Source organism: Devosia sp., from assembly GCF_017307565.1.
Taxonomy (GTDB): Bacteria; Pseudomonadota; Alphaproteobacteria; order Rhizobiales; family Devosiaceae; genus Devosia.
Genome location: NZ_JAFKHD010000413.1, coordinates 1 through 13,837, shown reverse-complemented (window position 1 = coordinate 13,837; position 13,837 = coordinate 1). Strand labels below are relative to the sequence as shown.

The following is a 13,837-nucleotide window of genomic DNA, read 5'->3' as shown; positions in this document are numbered from 1 at the left end:
GCCGGTACCAGCCCATCGAGCAGCGAGAGCTGCTCGACGACACCTGCGGGGTCGTTGAGAAGCCCATAAAGCGTCACGAAAAGGCTCAGCGACGGCACCAGCGCAAAGAGCAGGAAATAGGTGACGCCGGCAGCCGTCAGCAGCACGCGGTTTTCATTGAACCCGACAAACAGGCGATAACCGATATCCTTCCAGCCTCGCCAGGGAATGGCGCTGGGTCTGGCTGCCCGGCGTCCGCGATCGTGCTGTTTTGCTCTGAGTTGCTGGGTCCGCGTCGACATATCCTGACAACGCCCATGCGTGCCGCTTGGCTCCGCATGGGCGTCAGGATTGGCTCAGGCCGCGGAGGCCTTCTTCCGCGCGATGCGGGCGCGGATGTGTTCGACATCGGCCTGCGGCGTCGCGGCGAACAGGGTCTTGGTATAGTCGTGCTTGGGGTTCGAGAATACCTCGTCCCGGCTGCCATGCTCGACCACGTCGCCAAAGTACATGACCATGACTTCGTCAGCGATATAGCGCACCACCGAAAGGTCGTGGCTGATGAAGACATAGGTCAGGCCGAACTCGTCCTGCAGATCTTTCAGGAGGTTCAGAATCTGTGCCTGCACCGAAAGGTCGAGCGCCGAAACCGGCTCGTCGAGCACGAGAAAGCTCGGGTTCAGCATCAGTGCCCGGGCAATGGCGATGCGCTGGCGCTGGCCGCCCGAGAACATGTGCGGATAGCGGTTATAGTGCTCGGGCTGCAAGCCGACCTTGGTCAGCATGGCCATGGCCTTTTCGCGCCGCTCGGCCGCCGAAAGCTTGGTATTCAGCAGCAGCGGCTCGGCCAGCACATCGCCGATCTTCTGGCGCGGGTTGAGCGAACCATAGGGGTTCTGGAAGACGATCTGCACCTTCTGGCGCAGCTCCCGCGTGACATGGGCGGCATTGGCCGGAATGCCATCGATCAGGATTTCGCCCGAGGTTGCCTCGTCGATCAGCGTGATCATGCGCGCAAGGGTCGACTTGCCGCAGCCGCTTTCGCCCACGACGGCCAGCGTCTTGCCCTTTTCGAGGGTAAAGCTGACGCCCTTGACGGCATGCAGCACCTTTGCCGGCTTCAGAAAGCCGCCGGAGCTGATGTAGTCGCGCTTGAGATTGCGCACTTCGAGAACGGGTGTCGTCATTGGGAGACTCCCGGCGCAGCGGTGAACAGCATGTCGGAAACGGTCGGCAGGCGATCGCCCACGGCATTTTCCGGCAGGGCCGACAGCAGCGCCCGCGTATAGTTCGACTGGGGGTTTTCAAAGAGGGAAAGCACGTCGGCCTCCTCCATCTTGTGCCCCTTATATTGCACGATGACGCGGTCGGCGGTTTCCGCGACCACGCCCATGTCATGGGTGATCATGATCAGGCCCATGCCGGTCTGTTCCTGCAGCCGCACCAGCAGATCAAGGATCTGCTTCTGGATGGTCACGTCGAGTGCAGTGGTCGGCTCGTCGGCGATCAGCAGCTTGGGATTGCAGGCAATGGCCATGGCAATCATGACGCGCTGGCACTGGCCGCCCGACATCTGGTGCGGGAAAGCCTTGAGCTTGTCCGCCGCATCGCGAATGCCGACCTGCTGCAGCAGCTCGACCGCACGATCATGCGCGGCGCGGCCCTTGAGGCCGAGATGCTTGTCCAGCACTTCGCCGATCTGGAAGCCCACCGTGAAACACGGATTGAGGCTGGCGATCGGCTCCTGGAAGATCATGGCAATGTCCTTGCCGATAATCTTGCGCTTCTCGCTGTCCGGCATGGTCAGGAGGTCACGGCCTTCAAAGCGCATGACATCGGCGGTGACGCGGGCAGTGCTCGGCAACAGGCCCATGGTGGCGAGCATCGCCACCGACTTGCCCGAGCCGCTTTCGCCCACAATGGCTAGCACTTCGCGGCTGTCGACCGAGATGTCGATGCCATCGACGGCCTTGAACAGGCCCACCGAGGTGTCGAAGGCGACGGTGAGGTTTTTGATTTCGAGAAGGGACATGGCGTCAGCTCCTCTTCAGTTTGGGATCGAGCGCGTCACGCAGCCCGTCGCCGACAAGATTGATGGCCAGCACAGTGATCAGGATGGCAAGACCGGGGAAGGTCACAACCCAGGGCGCCTTGATGATGAATTCGCGCGCCGTGGCGAGCATGGTGCCCCATTCGGGGGTCGGCGGCTGGGCGCCCATGCCGAGGAAGCCAAGGGCGGCGGCCTCGAGAATGGCATTGGAAAAGCTCATGGTGGCCTGGACGATTAGCGGCCCCAGGCAGTTGGGCAGGATCGTCACCATCATCAGGCGGAAGTGGCTGGCGCCGGAGAGCTTGGCCGCCGTCACATATTCGCGTGACTTTTCGGCCATCACCGCGGCGCGCACAAGGCGGGCAAAGTGCGGTTGCAACACCAGCGCAATGGCGATCATGGCGTTGAAGAGGCCCGGCCCGAGAATGGCCACCAGCACCAGGGCCAGCAGCAGCGGCGGGAAAGCCAGGATAATGTCCATGACGCGCATGATCAGCACGTCGACCCAGCCGCGGAAGTAGCCGGCGAGCACGCCGAGCACCACGCCGACGACCAGCGCGCCGACGACGACAAAAAAGCCGATGAACAGCGAATAGCGTGCGCCATGGATGAGACGCGAGAGAATATCGCGTCCCACCGGGTCCGTGCCCAGAATGAAGCGCGGATCGCTCTTGGGGTCCCAGATCGGCGGTTTCAGGAGCGCGTCGCGATACTGCACGTCAGGCAGGTGCGGCGCGATCAGCGGCGCGAAAATGGCGACGAAGACGAGGATGGCAAAGACGGTAAGGCCGATGACGGCGCCGCGATTGACCGAGAAATAGTACCAGAATTCACGCAGGCCCGAGGCCGGGGAGGTGCTGGCAGTGGTGTTTGTCGTGGCCATGTTACTGCACCCGGATGCGCGGATTGATGAGGGCGTAGAGCAGGTCAACGATCAGGTTCACCGCCATGACGATGAGGGCAATGATCAGCAGACCCGACTGCACCACGACATAGTCACGCTTGGAGATGGAATCGATCATCCACTTGCCGATGCCCGGCCAGGTGAAGATGGTCTCGGTCAGGATGGCGCCGCCGAGCAGCAGGCCGACCTGGAGACCGATGGTGGTGACGACCGGGATGAGCGCGTTCCGCAGGGCATGCACATTGACCACGCGATTGGGCGACATGCCCTTGGCGCGTGCGGTGCGCACATAGTCTTCGCCCAACACCTCGAGCATGGCCGAGCGCGTCTGCCGTGCGATGACGGCGAGCGGAATGGTGCCGAGCACCACGGCGGGCAGGATCAGGTGCCGCAGCGCCGAAACGAAGGCCGGCCAGTTTCCATAGAGCAGCGTGTCGATCAGCATGAAGCCGGTAATGGGCTTCAGGAAGAAGGTCAGCGCGATGCGCCCCGAAACCGGCGTCCACCCGAGATAACCGGAGAAGAAGATGATGAGCAAGAGGCCCCACCAGAAGATGGGCATGGAATAGCCGGTCAGCGCTACGCCCATGGTGATCTGGTCGAACCACGAGCCGCGCTTGATGGCGGCAAAGATACCCGCCGGAATGCCGATGACGACGGCAAAGGTCAGCGCGGTGAACGCCAGTTCCATGGTCGCGGGGAAGAGCGTCATGAACTCGTTGATCACGGGGCGCTTGGTGGCGAGCGAAATACCGAAATCGCCGCGCAGCACGCTCCAGAGATAATTGAAATATTGCTGCCAGATCGGCAGGTTATAGCCGAACTGCTCGCGCAGGATTTCGTAGCGCTCCGGCGTCACGCCGTGTTGCCCGGCCATGGCCAGAATGGGGTCGCCCGGCAAAACGCGCACAAACGCGAAGGCGCAGATGGAAATGCCGATAATGGTCGGCACCAGTAGCGCAATCCTGCGCAGGATATAGTTCAGCATGTGAGGGTCTTGCCCCTTGGGCGCGAGCCCGCCGTTTTGGCGGCAGGCCGGCAGATCCCGTTTCCTGTTTCGGCGAGGCGTGTCCGTGGGCCTTGGCTGGCCCATCCCGATGAAACGTTCTTCGTTTCATCTGACCTCGCTCTGGTCTTAAAAGGCGGAGCCCCGTTCCGGCGTACCGGATCGAGGCTCCTTTGCTTACGAGAGAGGCTTAAGCCTACTCCTGAACGTCCACACCCTTGAAGGAGTGGCTGCCGAGCGGGCTCATCACATAGTTGAGCACGGTCTTCTTCATCGGCATGAACACGCGGCTGTGGGCCAGGGTGATCGCAGGCTCTTCAGCCTTGAAGATTTCCTGAGCCGTGGTGTAGAGCGCGGTGCGTTCTTCCGGATCAGACGAGGTCTTGGCGGCCGAGATGGCAGCTTCGAAGTCCTGGTCACACCAGCTCGAATAGTTCGAGACGCCGATGGCCGAGCACGAGAACAGGGTGGCGAAGAAGTTGTCCGGATCGCCATTGTCGCCGGTCCAGCCGATCATGAACGGGCCCTTGCGGTCGGGCTGCTTGCCGCGCTCGCGATATTCGGTCCATTCGTAGGTCACGATATTGGCGGTGACGCCGACCTTGGCCCAATCGGCCTGGATCAGTTCGGCAACGCGCTGGCCGTTCGGGTTGTAGGGACGCGACACGGGGATCGCCCAGAGGTCGGTCGTCAGGCTGGTCACGCCGGCAGCTTCCAGCATTTCCTTGGCCTTGACCGGATCGTAGACGTCAGCCGGGATGGCATCGTCATAGGACCACATGGTCGGCGGGATCAGGTTCTTGGCGTCCTGGCCAGCACCCTGGTAGACGGCCTCGATGATGGCGGACTTGTCGATCGCCATGGTCAGGGCCTTGCGCACTTCCGGATTGTCGAACGGCGCTTCGGTGGTGTTGTAGGAGATGTAGCCGATATTGAGGCCTTCCTGCTCCTGAACGGTCAGATTCGCGTCAGCCTTGAGGGCTTCGAGATCGGCCGGAGCGGGGTAGGGCATGATATCGCATTCGCCAGCGAGCAGACGCTGGGCGCGCACCGAAGCATCGGTGGTGATGGCGAAGATCAGGTCGTCGATCGGCTGCTTGCCATCCCAGTAGTCGGGGAAGGCGGAATAGCGGATCACGGTGTCGAGCTGGTAGTCGACGAGCTGGAACGGACCGGTGCCGACCGGCTGGGTCGAGAAGGCAGCCATGTCGCCCGAAGCTTCGAGCTGGTCGGCATATTCCTTCGACACGATCGAGGCGAACTGCATGGCAAGGTTTGCCAGCATCGGTGCGTTCGGTTCGGTCAGGGTCAGCTTGACGGTCAGGTCATCGACCTTCTCGATCGAGGCGATGTACTTGGGCATGTCCATGCCCTGGAAGTAGTCCCAGGTCATGCCTTCGAGGTAGTTGTGCCACTTGTTGTCTTCCTTCCACTGACGTTCGAAGGAGAACACCACGTCATCCGCGTTCAGGTCGCGGGTCGGGGTGAAGTAGGACTGGGTGTGCCACTTGACGCCCGGACGCAGGTGGAAGGTGTATTCCTTGCCATCTTCCGAGATGTCCCAGCTTTCGGCCAGGGCAGGGATGACTTCGGTGGAGCCGGGAGCGAACTCGACCAGGCGTTCGAAGATGGTGTGGGCAGAAGCGTCGAAGTCGTTGCCGCCGGTAACCGGGCCGGGGTCGAAGTGTGCCGGCGAGGCTTCCGAGCAATAAACCAGCTGCTTGGCCTGAGCGGCGCCGGCGGCAAGAGCCACCATGGCGGTCGCGGCCATCAGGGTTTTCATCAATTTCATGATTGTTATCTCCCGAGGTAATTCATGCTCTCCGGCGTTCCCGTCCGGAGGCTTGGGCGACACCAAAGCCTAGTTTTTTAGGAAGCGCAATGGGGGAAGTTGACCAATTGGTCAATCATATGACACGGAAATCGCTTTCCACAGAATTGGACGGATGGTTTTGAATCCGTTCGGCTGGGTAAACAGCGCTTGACCGCTTGCGGCCGGTGGTGATCGATACATGCATGACGCAAAAGATCGCCACTCTTTCTCTGCTCGTCGCCGATTATGATGAAGCCATAGCATTTTACCGCGACAAGCTCGGTTTTGCGCTTGTCGCCGATACTCCATTGGGCCCGGGCAAGCGCTGGGTGCTGGTCGCTCCGCCCGGTGACAAAGGCGCGCGCCTGCTGCTTGCGCAGGCCGATGGCGCCGATCAGCGCGCTGCGGTCGGCAACCAGTCGGGCGGACGGGTCATGCTCTTTCTCGAAACCGACGACTTTGCCCGTGACTACGAGCGCATGCGCGCCAATGGCGTCACCTTCCTCGAAGCGCCGCGCCACGAAGCCTATGGCTCTGTTGCGGTCTTTGCCGACCTTTATGGAAACAAATGGGATCTCATCGAACCGCGGGGCTGATCGCATTGCTGGGCCTTGTCCAGCCGGCCCTTGCCCAGGTCCCCGGTTGGCAGTTCTCTCCGCTCCCCGGCGAGGGCGATCGCGCCGCCATGGGCTGCGCCCGCGACACGCCGCAAGATGGCTTCGTCTGCCTCGTCGTGCGCTGCGAAGATGATTTCTCGACCGGCGTCCATGTCTATTCGAGCCGCTTCGGCGGCGATGCCGGCCACTGGGATATGACGCTCGACCGCGAAGATCGCAGTTTTCTCGCCGAGCCTTCCGGCGCTCCCTATGGCGCCCGCATCACCGATGGCGCCGACGTGCTGCTCGACCGGCTGCGTCACGGTACCTTCGTCTATCTTCGCCATAGCACTGACGAAACTGCGCCCTTCGCCTATATCGATCTGTCGGGGTCGATGAAGACCATCGCCGAAGCGCTCTACTGGTGCGCCCCGCGTGTGCCGCCTGCCGAACAAAACCCAGTCTCGGACGTTGATCCGCAGATATCAGAACCAGGAGTAACGCCATGAACCGCCGTCCGCTTGGCCGCAGTGAACTTGTCATCGAACCGCTCGTCCTCGGCGGCAATGTCTTTGGTTGGACGGTGGATGAGGCGCTTGGCTTTTCCATTCTCGACGCCTTCGTGGAAGAAGGCTTTACCGCCATTGACACGGCGCAGGGCTATCCCAACTGGGTGCCTGGCAATCCGCCGGGCATGAGCGAGACCATTATCGGCAAGTGGCTCAAGGCCCGCGGCAATCGCGACAAGGTGCATATCATCACCAAGGTGAATTCCGATCACGACCCCAAGGGCCTCTCCGCCGAGGCGATCCGCACCGGCATCGAAGATTCGCTGCAGCGCCTTCAGACCGACTATATCGACCTCTATTTCAGCCATTGGCCGGCCGACGAATGCAGCCACGAGGAAACGCTTGCTGCCTATGACGTGCTGATCCGCGCCGGCAAGGTGCGCACCATTGGCGCTTCCAACTTCGATACGGGCATGATGAAGGCCGCACAGGATACGGCAATCCTCAAATCCCTGCCGCGCTACGAAGTCACTCAGCCGCTTTTCAATCTCTACGATCGCGAGAAGTTCGAGGAATTGCGTCCCTTCCTCCTCGAGAACGATGTCGGCGCCATCACCTATTATAGCCTTGCGGCCGGCTTCCTCTCGGGCAAGTATCGCTCCAAGGCCGATCTCGGCAAATCCCCGCGCGGCGGCAAGGCGGATAGCTATCTCAATGACAAGGGCCTGGCCATTCTCGGCGCGCTTGATGCGGTCGGGGCGGATCTGGGTGCAACCCCGTCCGAAGTGGCGCTGGCCTGGCTCGTGGCCCAGCCCGGCGTCAGCGCGCCCATCGCCTCGGCCACCTCGGTCGAGCAGGTGAAAAGCCTGGCGCGCGGCGTGCGTTTGCAGCTCGGCGATGATGCCAATGCGAGCCTTACGGCTGCAGGCATGTGAGCTAAACAACTGATATAGCGGCAAATTGACGCTTGGTACTGCCGGCCCGGTTTGACATGATGGATCAGAACGAGGGCAAATCAGCCTTCGCTCTGAAACTCCATTTCGAAGGGGCGGCAGCGGTCCGTCCTACTCCCAGGCCAAATACGGATAGATCAAAGTGAGTGATGTCCCAGTCCCGACCATTGACGTGTTTGACCTTGGTTCGAAAGGTCTGCAGCATCGTGGTTTGCGCCGGGCCAACGAGCGCGCGGTCCTGACCGTTGTCGGGTTCAATCCTGGCCTGTCCAATGCCGAAATTGCCCGCATGTCGGGCCTGGCGCCGCAAACCGTCTCGGCCATCCTCAATGACGTGGAAGCGGTGGGCCTCATCACCCGTGGCGAGGTGCTGCGAGGCCGGCGGGGGCAGCCGGCGACGCCGATCTTCCTCAAGGCCGACGGCGCCTATTCCATTGGCGTCGAGATTGGCTGGCGCCACGCCGATATCGTGGCCATCGATCTCAACGGTTCCCTCGTTGCTCATCACCGCATCAGCTATCTGGAGGCCGATCTGGCCGATCTGCCCGCCCGTGTCGGCATGCTGGTTCAGCAGATGCTCAGCGACTGGCCGCAGGACCGGCGCGACCGGTTGGTCGATATCGGACTTGGCATGCCTGCCAGTATCCATGCGACCGGTTGGCCGCTTGAATCCGCTTTCGGCAGTAAAGTGGGCCCTTCGCCGGCTGAGTTCGCCGCAGAGCTAGAACGGCATACCGGACTGGTCGCAACCCTGTTCAACGATGGCAATGCTGCCTGCTGGGCTGAGTTCATCGCCCGCCCACCTCCCCGGCCAGAGAGCTTTATCTATCTGCTGGTCTCTACCTATCTCGCTGCCGGCCTCATCGGCGAAGGCCGTCTCTGGCAAGGCCCTACCGGCCACTCCGGCGATCTTGGCGCCATGCTCGTCGATCGCAATGAAACCGGCCCTCTCGCCGCCCATGCCATCGGATCCGTTTCTGCCCTGCTCGACCGCCTGAACGCTGCGGGCTTTGCTCTCGACCTTGCCGATATCGACGATTGGGACTGGGATATGCTGGAGCCCGTGGTTGCGAGCTGGCTGGCAGAGTGCGGCGGGGCACTCGCGCTCGTGATCTTTAATACCCACACAGTTGTCGAGACCGGCCTCGTCGTGCTCGACACCATCCTCCCCACGAATTTGACCGCCCGCCTTGTGGAGCAGGTCGTCGCCCAGTTCGAGCGCTTACCCTCTCGCGGCGATATCGAAATCGTGGCTGGCAGTCTTGGTCGGCTTGCTCCGGCCCTGGGCGCGGCAGAGCTTCCGCTCTATCGCCGATACTTTTCCCGGATGCTGCTGGAAAGCCCAGACGACGGGCGATGAGGGGCCCGGCGACCGGCCTCTTTCATGACTCCACGAGACTATCGAGGGCCTCGCGCAACTTGGCGCTGGGGGTGAAGACCACGGTGTGTCGAGGGGTTATCCGGTGCTCGGTACCGGTGCGAGGATTTCGCCCAATCCGCTCGGCGCGGGAGCGTACCGCAAGAGTGCCAAAGCCTGTCAGTTTTACTGTCTGTCCCGCCTTCAACGCATCGCCGATCAACTCGAACATGCGCTGACCAATTGCGTTAACGTCGCTTTTGGCAATCCCCGTCGCGTCGCTCGCGGCGGTGGTGATGAGGGCCCGCGTGACAGTACTAGACAAAGCTGATCTCCTCTAAATAACTTCATATTCCGAAGTTAAGTCACTGTCCAGTCCGGATTCTGGTGACCAAAACCTGATCAAGCCGTTCAAGATATGGTTGACATTTTTTAGAATGGTTATAAATTACGACCCGTGCCGTGGATGGGTCGTCGCTGCGGCCGGCCCGATTAACACCAAGGGATCGATCGCTCGTGAGACTGACTCGCCAATCCAACTATGCCATCCGCACTCTGGTTTATTGCGCGGTTAACGATCCTGAGCTGAGCCGGGTTGCAGAAATTGCTCGGGCCTATGGGATTTCCGAGCTTTTTCTGTTCAAGCTGATCAAGCCGCTGGTCGAAAATGGCCTGTTGCAGACCGTGCGCGGCCGTCATGGTGGCATCAAGCTTGGCCGCCCGGCCGAAGACATCACCCTGCTCGAGACGATTCGTCTGACCGAAGAGAATTTTGCGCTCGCCGAATGCTTCGAAGAGGGCGCCGACTGCCCGCTGATCGGGGAATGCGATCTCAATGGTGCATTGCGCGAAGCGCTGGGTGCGTTCTTTGAAGTGCTCGCCGGCTACACCATTGCCGATCTCGCCAGCAAGAAGCGCTCGATCCGCCAGCGCCTGGGCCTGACCACTACCGAAGCGGTCAATGCCAATCAGGATGGCGAAATCGTCGGCGATATTGTCGCAGCCTGAAAATCTGACTTCCAGACTCAAATATGAGTTTGACAATCAAGTTTATCCGTGGTTGATAGGGGCCATGGTGCAGCGCCCCCGTGGGGCCTGTGGGGTGCAGCGCCAAACGACGGGGCTTGCTGCTGCCGTCTCCCCCGGCCGATCAGGATCCTCAACGTCCTGATCGGCCTTTTCGTTTGTCCCCCGTCCCTCGAAATTGGATGCCTGAGGCGCAGCGTGCTTCAGGCGCATTGATCTGTCGCGGGGCCTATGCTCTATCGCCCCCCGACACTTCCGGACCTTTTTTTGCCCATGGCTGCGCCCCCGCTTCTTTCCCTGCAAGACATCCAGCTGACCTTTGGCGGCACGCAACTGCTCGAATCTGCCGAGCTGATCGTTTCGCCCGGCCAACGCATCGCGCTTGTCGGCCGCAATGGTTCGGGCAAGTCGACGCTCTTGAAAACCGCTGCAGGCATTGTCCAGCAAGATGGCGGCAAGCGCTTTGCCGAACCGAGCGCCACCATCCGCTACCTGCCGCAGGAGCCGGACCTGTCCGCCTATGCGACGACTTTGGCCTATGTCGAAGCCGGCCTTGCGCCGGGCGATGATGAATATCGCGCCCAGTATCTCCTTGAAGCGCTGGGCCTGACCGGCAAAGAAGATCCGAAAACGCTCTCCGGTGGCGAAGGCCGCCGCGCGGCGCTGGCGCGCGTTCTCGCGCCGCAGCCCGACGTGCTGCTGCTCGACGAACCGACCAACCATCTCGATCTCCCGGTCATCGAGTGGCTGCAGCAGGAACTGGATTCCATGCGCTCGGCCATGGTGCTGATCAGCCACGACCGCCGTTTCCTGTCCGATCTCACCCGCTCCACGGTCTGGCTCGATCGCGGCCTCACCCGCCGCATCGAAAAGGGCTTTAGTGCCTTCGAAGGCTGGCGCGATGAAGTGCTGGAGCAGGAAGAAAAGGACCGCCACAAGCTCGACCGCCAGATCGTGCGCGAAGAACACTGGCTGCGCTATGGCGTCACCGCCCGCCGCAAGCGCAATGTCGGCCGCCTCGAGCGCCTCGCTAATCTCCGTCAGGATCGTCGCGACCAGCGCCGCGTCACCGGCAATGTCGCCATGCAAGTCACCGAAGGCCGCACCTCCGGCGCGCTGGTGGTGGAAGCGGAAAACATCTCCAAGACCTTTGGGACCAAGACCGTCGTTCGCGATTTTTCGACCCGCGTGCTGCGCGGCGATCGCGTCGGCCTTGTTGGCCCCAATGGCGCTGGCAAGACCACGCTCATCAAGATGCTTAATGGCCTGCTCGAGCCCGATAGCGGCACGATCAAGCTGGGTTCAGCCATCGAGCTCGCCATGCTCGACCAGGGCAGGGCTCGCCTCGATCCCGAAACGCGCCTCCGCGACGCGCTCACCGGCGGCGGCAGCGACACGCTGAAAATCAACGGCGAGAACAAGCACGTCGTCGGCTACATGAAAGATTTCCTGTTCACCCCTGAACAGGCGAATACCCCCATTGGCAAACTCTCCGGCGGCGAACGCGCCCGCGTCGCCCTGGCCCGCGCCCTGGCGCTGCCGTCCAACGTGCTGGTGCTCGACGAACCGACCAACGACCTCGACCTCGAAACCCTCGACCTCCTGGAAGAGATGGTCTCGGACTATTCCGGCACGGTCATCGTTGTCAGCCACGATCGTGACTTCCTCGATCGCGTCGCGACCTCCATCATCATGGCCGAAGGCAATGGCAACTGGCTCGAATATGCCGGCGGCTACAGCGACATGGTCGCCCAGCGCGGGGCAGGGGTTTCCGCCCGCGTCGTCGAAAAAGCCCCGCCGGCCGAAAAGCCCAAGGCCACAGCACCCGTCCAGACCCAAGCTGCCAAGCGCAAGCTGAGTTTCAAGGAAAAGCACGCCCTCGAAACCCTGCCCAAGGATATCGAAAAGCTCGACAAGGACATGGCGGTCATCAACGCCCGCCTTGCTGAGGGCAATTACTACACCCGCGACCCCAACGGTTTTGCCAAGGATTCCGAGGCTCTCTCGGACCTGGCGACGAAGAAGGCGACGGCTGAAGAGCAGTGGCTAGAGCTGGAAATGTTGCGGGAAGAGCTGGAGGGCTAGGGGCGTCCAACACTCATCGGATGTCACCCCGGCGAAAGCCGGGGCCTATCCTCCGTGGACGGGGTACCCCGATAGTTTGGTGGAAGCTAAAGTATCTCAGGATGGGCCCCGGTCTTCGCCGGGGTGACATCCGTGTTTGCGAAGGCTTCGTCTAAGCCCGCGCCGGCCCCTGCCCAGCGCCAGTCGTCTCAATCGCCTTCGCGATCACCTCAAGATCCGCCGCATCGAGCTCCAAACTCGCTGCATCGATCCAGCCATCGACCTGCGCCGGCGACCGTGCGCCCACGATTGTCGCCGTCAGCCCCGGCCAGGCGTGGCACCAGGCCAGCGCCACGCTCGACACACTCGTCCCGTGCTTTTGCGCAATCGGTTTCAGGCTCTCCGCCAGCTTGAGATTGGCCGCCAGCTTCTCGCCCTGAAATTCGGGGCTTCCCTTCCGCCAGTCGTTGTCCGGCATGGCCGCAACGCGTTCCGCCGCCATCGTGCCTGTAAGCAGTCCCGCCTGCATTGGCGAATAGCAGATGACGCCCGTGCCATGCTCGGCGCACCACGGCAAGATCTTGCCCGCCGTCTCGCGGCGGATCATCGAAAACGGCGGCTGCAACGTCTCGACATGGCCGATTGTCTCGGCGCGTGAAAGCTGCCCCTCGTCATGGTTGGAAAGCCCGACATGGCGTACCTTTCCCTCGGCCTTCAACTCCAGCAGCGTCGCCCAATAATCCTCCAGCGGCACGTCATCGGAAGGCCAATGCATCTGGTAGAGATCGATCACTTCCACCTTCAGCCGCTTCAGCGAATTTTCGAGCTCCTGCCGCAGATGATTGCGTTCGCCGATCCGCCGCGGGTTCTGCCCATTCTCGTCGCGAACAATGCCGCCCTTGGTGAACACCAGCGGCCGCTTATCCGCCGGCAGGCCCGCCAGCGCGTCGCCAATGACGGCTTCCGAGTGCCCGTTGCCATAGACCGCCGCCGTGTCGATCCAGTTGATGCCGCTATCGATTGCGTGCCGGATGGCGGCCATGGATGCCGCATCGTCCTGCGGCCCCCACATATTGCCGCCCATGGCCCAGGCGCCGATGCCCAGCTTGGTGATCTGCATGCCCGTCTTGCCAAAGGCCCGTGTCGGCAGATGCGTCTTCATCGCGTGCTCCTCCAAATCTGCTGGCTTTGGTCTGGTCTAACCCGCCAAAGGTTCTCTTGTCACTCTTCATGTATGGAAGATATAAGGCACTAACATGTTACAGCCATGAAGGACCGATCGATGCAAGCCCTGACCATTCTGCGTCCCGGTGAAGCCGCGCTCACCGAAAAACCGGTCCCCGTGCCCAGTCCCGGTGAAGTCGCCATCGACCTCGCCTTTGTCGGCTATTGCGGCTCTGACCTCACCTCCTATCGCGGCCTCAATCCGCTGGTGAGCTATCCCCGTGTCCCCGGCCACGAAATTTCTGGCACCATTGCCGAACTGGGGCAGGGCGTTGAAAACCTCGCCCCCGGCGCCGCCGTAACCGTCCTGCCCTATTTCAATTGCGGCACCTGCCGCGCCTGCCGTTCCGGCCGGC

General features: G+C 61.8%; 14 protein-coding genes and 1 pseudogene. 7 read left to right on the top strand and 8 right to left on the bottom strand.

The features are described from left to right. From J0I64_RS17135 to J0I64_RS17110, 6 genes and pseudogenes are all read right to left on the bottom strand, one after another. Positions 1–281: pseudogene (locus J0I64_RS17135) on the bottom strand (ribonuclease BN); the annotation flags it as partial. A gap of 54 nt (positions 282–335) precedes the next feature. Then, a complete protein-coding gene (locus tag J0I64_RS17130; protein WP_291410434.1) occupies positions 336–1,166 on the bottom strand; it encodes an ABC transporter ATP-binding protein in 831 nt (276 codons plus the stop codon). Continuing rightward, the gene (locus J0I64_RS17125) at positions 1,163–2,011 is read right to left on the bottom strand and encodes an ABC transporter ATP-binding protein (RefSeq protein WP_291410432.1); all 849 of its coding nucleotides are present in this window, start codon (positions 2,009–2,011) and stop codon (positions 1,163–1,165) included. The genes J0I64_RS17130 and J0I64_RS17125 overlap by 4 nt, the downstream gene beginning before the upstream one ends. A 4-nt stretch (positions 2,012–2,015) precedes the next feature. Then, on the bottom strand, positions 2,016–2,912 hold the full coding sequence (locus J0I64_RS17120) for an ABC transporter permease subunit (protein WP_291410430.1): 897 nt from the start codon (positions 2,910–2,912) through the stop codon (positions 2,016–2,018). A gap of 1 nt (position 2,913) precedes the next feature. Beyond that, a complete protein-coding gene (locus tag J0I64_RS17115) occupies positions 2,914–3,921 on the bottom strand; it encodes an ABC transporter permease subunit (protein WP_291410428.1) in 1,008 nt (335 codons plus the stop codon). Between the two features lie 214 nt (positions 3,922–4,135). Continuing rightward, positions 4,136–5,731 (bottom strand): ABC transporter substrate-binding protein, encoded by a 1,596-nt coding sequence (locus J0I64_RS17110; RefSeq protein ID WP_291410425.1) that lies wholly within the window; start codon positions 5,729–5,731, stop codon positions 4,136–4,138. A gap of 224 nt (positions 5,732–5,955) precedes the next feature. On the opposite strand from J0I64_RS17110, the gene J0I64_RS17105 reads away from it, so the two are divergent. The 4 genes from J0I64_RS17105 (at position 5,956) to J0I64_RS17090 (ending at position 9,170) form a co-directional block, all read left to right on the top strand. Beyond that, entirely contained in the window at positions 5,956–6,348 is a 393-nt protein-coding gene (locus tag J0I64_RS17105; protein WP_291410422.1) for a VOC family protein, read from the top strand. Then, the gene (locus tag J0I64_RS17100; protein WP_291410420.1) at positions 6,321–6,857 is read left to right on the top strand and encodes a hypothetical protein; all 537 of its coding nucleotides are present in this window, start codon (positions 6,321–6,323) and stop codon (positions 6,855–6,857) included. Before J0I64_RS17105 ends, J0I64_RS17100 begins: the two co-directional genes overlap by 28 nt. Beyond that, positions 6,854–7,792, top strand: a complete 939-nt coding sequence (locus J0I64_RS17095) for an aldo/keto reductase (protein WP_291410418.1) — start codon at positions 6,854–6,856, stop codon at positions 7,790–7,792. Before J0I64_RS17100 ends, J0I64_RS17095 begins: the two co-directional genes overlap by 4 nt. A 160-nt stretch (positions 7,793–7,952) precedes the next feature. Further along, a complete protein-coding gene (locus tag J0I64_RS17090; protein ID WP_291410416.1) occupies positions 7,953–9,170 on the top strand; it encodes an ROK family transcriptional regulator in 1,218 nt (405 codons plus the stop codon). 22 nt (positions 9,171–9,192) lie between these two features. On the opposite strand, the gene J0I64_RS17085 is transcribed toward J0I64_RS17090, so the two are convergent. Continuing rightward, the gene (locus J0I64_RS17085; RefSeq protein ID WP_291410414.1) at positions 9,193–9,492 is read right to left on the bottom strand and encodes an HU family DNA-binding protein; all 300 of its coding nucleotides are present in this window, start codon (positions 9,490–9,492) and stop codon (positions 9,193–9,195) included. 191 nt (positions 9,493–9,683) lie between these two features. On the opposite strand from J0I64_RS17085, the gene rirA reads away from it, so the two are divergent. Both rirA and J0I64_RS17075 read left to right on the top strand, forming a co-directional pair. Beyond that, complete coding sequence (gene rirA, locus J0I64_RS17080; protein ID WP_291410412.1) at positions 9,684–10,175, top strand: iron-responsive transcriptional regulator RirA; 492 nt, start codon at positions 9,684–9,686, stop codon at positions 10,173–10,175. 291 nt (positions 10,176–10,466) lie between these two features. After that, a complete protein-coding gene (locus J0I64_RS17075) occupies positions 10,467–12,278 on the top strand; it encodes an ABC-F family ATP-binding cassette domain-containing protein (protein ID WP_291410409.1) in 1,812 nt (603 codons plus the stop codon). A 151-nt stretch (positions 12,279–12,429) separates the two neighbouring features. On the opposite strand, the gene J0I64_RS17070 is transcribed toward J0I64_RS17075, so the two are convergent. Continuing rightward, entirely contained in the window at positions 12,430–13,419 is a 990-nt protein-coding gene (locus J0I64_RS17070; protein ID WP_291410408.1) for an aldo/keto reductase, read from the bottom strand. 120 nt (positions 13,420–13,539) lie between these two features. Between J0I64_RS17070 and J0I64_RS17065 the strand changes: the two genes are divergently transcribed. Continuing rightward, a partial coding sequence (locus tag J0I64_RS17065; RefSeq protein WP_291410406.1) for an alcohol dehydrogenase catalytic domain-containing protein occupies positions 13,540–13,837 on the top strand: 298 nt, incomplete at its 3' end.

Excerpts from the sequence above, each read along its gene's own strand:
- J0I64_RS17130 (WP_291410434.1), bottom strand. The coding sequence starts at position 1,166 with ATGACGACACCCGTTCTCGAAGTGCGCAATCTCAAGCGCGACTACATC.
- J0I64_RS17125 (WP_291410432.1), bottom strand. The coding sequence starts at position 2,011 with ATGTCCCTTCTCGAAATCAAAAACCTCACCGTCGCCTTCGACACCTCG.
- J0I64_RS17120 (WP_291410430.1), bottom strand. The coding sequence starts at position 2,912 with ATGGCCACGACAAACACCACTGCCAGCACCTCCCCGGCCTCGGGCCTG.
- J0I64_RS17115 (WP_291410428.1), bottom strand. The coding sequence starts at position 3,921 with ATGCTGAACTATATCCTGCGCAGGATTGCGCTACTGGTGCCGACCATT.
- J0I64_RS17110 (WP_291410425.1), bottom strand. The coding sequence starts at position 5,731 with ATGAAATTGATGAAAACCCTGATGGCCGCGACCGCCATGGTGGCTCTT.
- J0I64_RS17105 (WP_291410422.1), top strand. The coding sequence starts at position 5,956 with ATGACGCAAAAGATCGCCACTCTTTCTCTGCTCGTCGCCGATTATGAT.
- J0I64_RS17100 (WP_291410420.1), top strand. The coding sequence starts at position 6,321 with ATGGGATCTCATCGAACCGCGGGGCTGATCGCATTGCTGGGCCTTGTC.
- J0I64_RS17095 (WP_291410418.1), top strand. The coding sequence starts at position 6,854 with ATGAACCGCCGTCCGCTTGGCCGCAGTGAACTTGTCATCGAACCGCTC.
- J0I64_RS17075 (WP_291410409.1), top strand. The coding sequence starts at position 10,467 with ATGGCTGCGCCCCCGCTTCTTTCCCTGCAAGACATCCAGCTGACCTTT.
- J0I64_RS17070 (WP_291410408.1), bottom strand. The coding sequence starts at position 13,419 with ATGAAGACGCATCTGCCGACACGGGCCTTTGGCAAGACGGGCATGCAG.